Source organism: Thiomonas sp. TH-17, assembly GCF_057473305.1.
The window spans coordinates 1-4,833 of sequence record NZ_JBYCKI010000003.1 but is presented as its reverse complement, the minus strand read 5'-3'; the positions used below and the strand labels follow the sequence as shown (position 1 = coordinate 4,833).

4 protein-coding genes are annotated in these 4,833 nt (G+C 62.9%); 3 read left to right on the top strand and 1 reads right to left on the bottom strand.

Annotated features, from left to right (window positions below; all coding sequences use genetic code 11):
* Positions 1 to 394: 394 nt before the first annotated feature.
* Positions 395 to 1,687 (top strand): NAD(P)/FAD-dependent oxidoreductase, encoded by a 1,293-nt coding sequence (locus AC2VLV_RS00225; RefSeq protein WP_486988081.1) that lies wholly within the window; start codon positions 395 to 397, stop codon positions 1,685 to 1,687.
* A gap of 22 nt (positions 1,688 to 1,709) precedes the next feature.
* A complete protein-coding gene (locus AC2VLV_RS00220) occupies positions 1,710 to 2,240 on the top strand; it encodes a helical membrane plugin domain-containing protein (RefSeq protein WP_486988080.1) in 531 nt (176 codons plus the stop codon).
* Positions 2,241 to 2,272: 32 nt separating this feature from the next.
* On the opposite strand, the gene AC2VLV_RS00215 is transcribed toward AC2VLV_RS00220, so the two are convergent.
* The gene (locus AC2VLV_RS00215; protein ID WP_486988079.1) at positions 2,273 to 3,913 is read right to left on the bottom strand and encodes a 3-(methylthio)propionyl-CoA ligase; all 1,641 of its coding nucleotides are present in this window, start codon (positions 3,911 to 3,913) and stop codon (positions 2,273 to 2,275) included.
* 108 nt (positions 3,914 to 4,021) lie between these two features.
* On the opposite strand from AC2VLV_RS00215, the gene AC2VLV_RS00210 reads away from it, so the two are divergent.
* Positions 4,022 to 4,833 (top strand): CorA family divalent cation transporter (locus AC2VLV_RS00210; RefSeq protein WP_486988078.1); only part of this gene is annotated, 812 nt, incomplete at its 3' end.

Sequence of the window (4,833 nt, the reverse complement as noted above, 5' to 3'; positions counted from 1 at the left end):
GTGCGGGCCGCCGGGGTATCCGGCGCGGCGGTCGTCAGCGCCGTGACGCAGGCGGTCAACCCGCGCCTGGCCGTGCGCGAAGCCCTGCACATCTGGCCGGCCTGCGCTGATGAAGCCGTGGCGCAGGCGATGGTTTGAAACGCAAAGTTTGAACAGTTGACGCTTCAAAAATGAAGTCTTGCTGAAATTTAGCGTTTGCTTTCCACTGTTCTGTGAAATGTCGTCGCAGGCGTAAATGAATGCAATAAACGAGATGTTTGGTTTGTATTGACATACTCGCTGGACTATGGTCAGTACATGGCCGGTTGTCGCACAGGTGTCTTGGTGTGGTGAATTCGGTCACCGGGGTTGGGCCCTCTTTCCCCGGATTCATAACTCACTTGAGGAGAACGCCATGAGTGCAGCAAAACCACGGGTCTTGATTCTGGGCGGCAATTTCGCGGGCCTGGGCAGTGCGCAGGAAATCCGTAAGTACGCGGGCGACAGTGTGGACATCACGGTGATCGACCGTAAGCCCTACCTGCTGTACGTGCCCAATATTCCGGCGGAGGTGTTCGAGAACCGCAACCCGCAGCTCACCATGACCATGGACATCCTGGAGCCGCTGCACGACATTGGCGCGCGCTTCATCCAGGGCGAAGTCACTGCGCTTGATGTGGATGCCAAGCGAGTGGACTATGTGCCCAGCGAACGTCCCGGCGCGGCGCCCACATCCACGACCTACGACTATCTGGTGGTGGCCTTGGGCAATCGGCTGGCGTTCGACAAGATTGAGGGCTTTGCGCAGTTCGGCCACACCGTCACCGACAACACCTACGGCGAGGCGCTGCGCCAGTACCTGATGCACGATTACAAGGGCGGGCCGATCGCCATTGGCTCGGCGCGCTTCACCCAGGGCGATGGCGCCAAGGGACTGGAGCCGTATCCCGGCGGCAGCATCCCAGCTGCCGAGGCCGCGTGCGAAGGCCCGCCGGTCGAAACCATGCTGGCCTGCGCCACTTGGCTGGGCCAGAACGGCAAGGGCGGGCCCGACAAGATCACCGTATTCACCCCGGCCGCGCTGATCGCGGAAGACGCTGGCGAAAAGGTGGTCGGCCAGTTGCTCGATATCGCCAGCGGCATGGGTTTTCACTACATGAACAAGACGCACGACATCAAGCGGCTGACCAAGGAAAGCGTGGAATTCGCCAACGGCCAGTCGGTCGAGGCCGAGTTGAAAATCATCTTCCCCGACTGGACGCCGCACGCCTTCCTCAAAGGCTTGCCGATCAGCGACAGCGAGGGCTTCATCATCACCGACTTGCTGATGCGCAACCCAAAATATCCCACCGTCTTTGCCGCGGGAGATTGCGCCGCCGCCACGCTGCCCAAGCTCGGCGCCATTGGCCACCAGCAGGCTGAAATCGTCGGCAAGCAAATTGCCAAAGACATGAAGCGGCTGACGGCAGAGCAGGCCGATGGCAAGCTCCAGCCTGTGGTGTATTGCATTGGCGACATTGGTAACAACCAGGCCTTCTACATCCGCTCCAACTCCTGGTTCGGCGGCGACACGCAGGTGCTCAAGCTCGGTCACATTCCCTATTTGCTGAAGATGCAGTACAAGAATCTGTTCTTCCGCTCCAAAGGCAAGATGCCGCCGTGGGGCCTGGACGCCGCCCGCATCATGGCCGAAAAAATGGCGGCTTGAGCCAGCGCAACGGGAGACCATCATGGACATGACCGATACCTCGAAGGCGACCGCGGCCGCCCCTCCACTCAACCCGACGCAATGGGCCGCGCTAGGCCGCATGGCCGACCGCTATGCACAGGCCGAAGAACTGGGCAGTTTTGCGGTGAAAAACCTCGGCGGCGAAATGACCGAAGCGGTACTCACTCTCACTGAACTGGTGCAAGACCCCAAGCTGCTGCCCGCAGTGCGCGAGCTGCTCGCCACCCTCGTCACCCTCTACGAAGTGGGCGCTTTGCGGCAACTGCGCGATAACGCCATCCTCGCGGCAGAGGGGCTGCGAGACACCGACCTCAACGCCACCATGACGCAGATGCTCAAGCTGCCCGACAAGATCAGCGCGGTGATCGACCAAGCCAGTCAAGCGTCCGACGAAAAACACCTCGGCGGCTTTGGCGGCTTGATGCACATGCTGCGCGACAAGGAGGTGCAGCACGGCATCCAGACCCTGGCTCGCATGGCCGGCGCGCTGAACAACAACGCGCCCAACGGCAAGGGCGCTTCTGGCCATTGATTGAAGCCCGGCATTGAAGCCCGAGTGTTGCCTCAGGCCTGCGGGGACGCAGCCTGATGCGTGGTCAATTCAGCGCGCAGGCGGTTTTTCAGAATTTTGCCGGTGGCGCCCAGGGGAATGGCCGGGACGAAGACCACGTCGTCCGGGATCATCCATTTGGCGACCTTGCCTTCGTAGAACTTCAGCAGCTCGTCGCGCTCCAGCGTGCTGCCTTCGCGCTTGACCACGACCAGCAGCGGCCGTTCGTCCCACTTCGGGTCGGGGCGGGCGATGCACGCGGCCATCGCCACAGCGGGGTGGGCCATGGCGATGTTTTCCAACTCGATGGAGCTGATCCATTCGCCGCCGGACTTGATCACGTCCTTGGTGCGGTCGGTGATCTGGATGTAGCCGTCGGCGTCGATGGTGACCACGTCGCCCGTGGGAAACCAGCCGTCCTGCAGCGGGCTGGGAGCCTCGCTGCGGTAGTAGTCGCTCGCAATCCACGGCCCGCGCACCAGCAGGTTGCCGGTGGATTTTCCGTCCCAGGGCAGGTCGTCGCCGTTGCCGTCGACCACGCGCACATCCACCCCGAAAATCGGTCGCCCCTGCTTGACCTGAATGGCGAATTGCGACGCTTTGTCCAGCGCCAGATGTTTGTTCTTCAGACTGCACAAGGTGCCCAGCGGGCTCATTTCGGTCATGCCCCAGGCGTGCAGAACATGAATGCCGAGTTCCTCTTCGAAGGCGCGGATCATGGCCGGTGCGGCTGCCGAACCCCCGATCACCGTGCGCTGTAACGTGGGAATTCTGGCCTGGTTGTCGCGCATGAAATTGAGCAGTCCGAGCCAGACGGTGGGCACACCGGCGGCCAGGGTCACGCCCTCGTCGCGCATCAGTTCGAACAGTGATTTGCCGTCGAGCGCCGGGCCGGGAAACACCAGCTTGGCACCGGTCAGCGCCGCCGCGTAGGGAATGCCCCAAGCGTTGACATGGAACATGGGCACCACGGGCAACACGCTATCGCGCGCTGACAGGTTCATCACATCGGGCAGGGCTGCGGCGTAGGCGTGCAGCACGGTGGAGCGGTGGCTGTAGAGCACGCCCTTCGGGTTGCCGGTGGTGCCGCTGGTGTAGCACAGCGAGGAGGCGGTGTTTTCGTCGAACACGGGCCAGGCGTAGCGGGTGGGTTGGGCTGCGAGCAGCGCATCAAAACTCAGCAGCCCCGGAATGGCCTCGGCCAGATCGGCGGGCAGGGCGCCAGCTTCGCACAGCGCCACCCAGTGCTTCACGCCGGGGCAATGCGCGGCGACGGCCTTGGCAATGGGGGCGAAGGTGAGATCGAAGCACACCACGCGGTCATCGGCGTGGTTGATGATCCAGGCAATCTGCTCGGGGTGCAGCCGGGGGTTGAGGGTGTGCAGAATGCGCTCGCTACCCGATACCGCGTAATACAGCTCGAAATGCCGGTAGCCATTCCATGCGAGCGTGCCGACGCGGTCTTGCGCCGCCAGCCCCAGTGCGTCGAGCGCGTTGGCGCACTGGGCGGCGCGCTGCTGCACCTCGGCGTAAGTGGTGCGGTGAACATCGCCCTCAACCCGGCGCGAGACGATTTCGGTGTCGCCGTGATAGCGCGCAGCGAAATCGAGCAGACCGGAAATCATCAGCGGATGGTTTTGCATCAAGCCGAGCATGGCAGTCTCCTGTTGTTGTCTGTATGGTTTACCAATTGTTGCACCGGTTGGAGGAGGTGTTCACTGGAGTTTGCGATCATTGCGCCTGCCACTCTCGCCACCCTGCCCATGACCGTTCCCGTTTCTGTTTTTGCACCCGGCCAATCCGGCTTGATCTGCGGCTATCTGTTCGATGCGCAGGGGCGCGGCCAAGCGCTGGATCTGCACCAAGCCGAGCGTTGGTTCGGTGATACGGCGCCGACGGACGGGGAGTCTTTCGTCTGGCTGCATTTCAACGCGGCCAATGTCACCGCGGAAAAGTGGTTGCTGGCCAACCTGCCGCATGCCGAGCATTGCTTCGAGACCCTGCGCGAGGGCGTGCGTTCCACCCGGCTGGAAGTGGTCGATCAGGCGCTGGTGGCCGTGGTGAACGATGTGGTGTACGACTTCGCACAGCGCGAATCGCTGCAGGTCTCCACCCTGTGGATGAGTGTGGAGCGGCGGCGCGTCATCAGCGTGCGCATGCAGCCGCTGCGGGCCATCGACCGCCTGCGCATTGCGGTCAAGGCGGGCGAGACGTTTTCCTCGCCGTTGTCGCTGGTCGATCATCTGCTGCGCGATCAGGCTGATGAACTCATCGCCATTCTGCGCGGCGCCGCCAGCAAGGTTGATGCCATCGAAGATCAGTTGCTGGCTGGCCGCCTGGGTCGGCGCCGGGTGCAGCTGGGTGCGCTGCGCCGCAATCTGTTGCGGCTGCAACGCCTGCTGGCGCCTGAGCCGGCGGCCATGTTTCGCCTGCTCAGCCGTCCGCCGCAAAGCCTCGGGCCGCAGGACTGGGAGGAGTTGCGGCATTCCACCGAGGAGTTCTCGGTGGTGCTGCGCGATCTCGTGGCGCAGCAGGAGCGCATCAAACTGCTGCAGGAGGAAATCGCCGCCAGCAT